This window comes from Moorena sp. SIO4A1 (assembly GCF_010672065.1).
Lineage (GTDB): Bacteria > Cyanobacteriota > Cyanobacteriia > Cyanobacteriales > Coleofasciculaceae > Moorena.
Window position 1 is genome coordinate 1 of record NZ_JAAHHX010000680.1, and the last position, 1,502, is coordinate 1,502.

Sequence of the window (1,502 nt, forward strand, 5' to 3'; positions counted from 1 at the left end):
TTCCGATATCAGTGGAGCAGATATCAGTAGCGTCGATTTCACTAGAACAAAGCTTAATGGATCTAATTTGAGAATGTCAAATCTCAAGGATGCTAATCTCTGTGAGGCAGATCTTAGGCGAGTAGATCTTAGGGGAGCCAACTTGAGTAAAGCCAACCTCAACTATACAAAATTACACCGCACCCAAATTCAGGAAGCAATTATTGACGAAAAATGGTACTTGGTTTGGGAGATTGTTAATAATGGTGCGGAAGAACGAGATCTTAGCCAAGTCGATCTTAGCCAAGCCGACCTGAGCGAAGCAAACTTCAAAAACGGAATTCTTACCAGAGTTGACTTTAGTAGCTCTATTTTTAACAGAGCCGATTTGAGTTGGAGCGATCTTAGTAGAGCAAATTTCAGGAAAGCAAATCTTGCAGAAGCAAATTTTAACTGGGCAGACTTGAACAATGCAGATCTTAGCGAAGTGCAAGGATTTGACTCAATAACCTGTAACGGTGCCAATTTTAATGGCGCAAGCTTCCGTCAAACAATAATTTCCAGTCACTCGCTTAGTGTGTTTAGAGAAAAAGGAGCCAGTTTCGATGAAGCAGATTTCAGTGAAGCAAATATCCATAAATGCTTTACTGCTAATGTTCCAGTCCGAAATAAAAAAGAGTTTTTTCAAAGTCTACTCTCTTGGAAAAATCAAGAATCGCTTAATGAATCACTCATAAAAAAATCGTTATTATCATCTGAGCAAAGTTTGATACCTGGAATATTGCTGTATACGGATGAAGATGAAAAATTATCCCTTTATGTCAGAAAACACTTTGATGCTCTAGACAAACTAACAGGAGATTGGTGTACTATCTATCTTTTGGAGAATCCCTCCCCTAACTGGAGACAAGCAAATCACAATTGGAGGAGAATGATTCAATCTGGTTTGGATCTAAACTGGTTTAGAAGTAAACCCTACGATAAGTCTGAAGCCTATGATATTGCTAGACAGTTGAACGTGGAGTTAAGCAATCTTCCATGTCTTGTTCTTATTTCTCCTGACAACTTATCTGAAAGACTAGTATTTGAAATCCAAGAAGTATCACCTAACTACTTCCGCCAATTATTTTCAACTATTGAAAAATTAGTAAAATCTTCTCAACATCAATTTGAAGGATTGAATCAAGAAAAATTACAAACTGAAGCTTTTGAGCATATAAAAATTAATTTTAATAAAATAGTAGGCTTTTTATAAAAACATGCCACTAAGGATGAACAAAATTCTGGTGTCAAGTATTTTTTTAAAAGTAATAATCTTTCGGTTTCCGTTGAGCCAGTTAATATCGAAAACGTAAACTACAATCAAAAAATTGAAGGTAATTATGTTGAAAGAAACTACACTGATCAAAGTCGAAGTTTGACAGTAGGAGATGTCGGGGGAGATTTTAAACCAATTGCTTCATCATTGATAGCAGATGATTTGAGTGTGAGTGGTACAGTTGCTGAATCTATCGATTTTGACA

General features: G+C 36.2%; 1 protein-coding gene. It reads left to right on the top strand.

Going from position 1 to position 1,502, the window contains the following annotated elements; all coding sequences use genetic code 11:
- Positions 1–1,234: pentapeptide repeat-containing protein (locus tag F6K53_RS41865; protein WP_293086343.1), on the top strand; the 1,234-nt coding region annotated here is incomplete at its 5' end.
- Positions 1,235–1,502 lie beyond the last annotated feature (268 nt).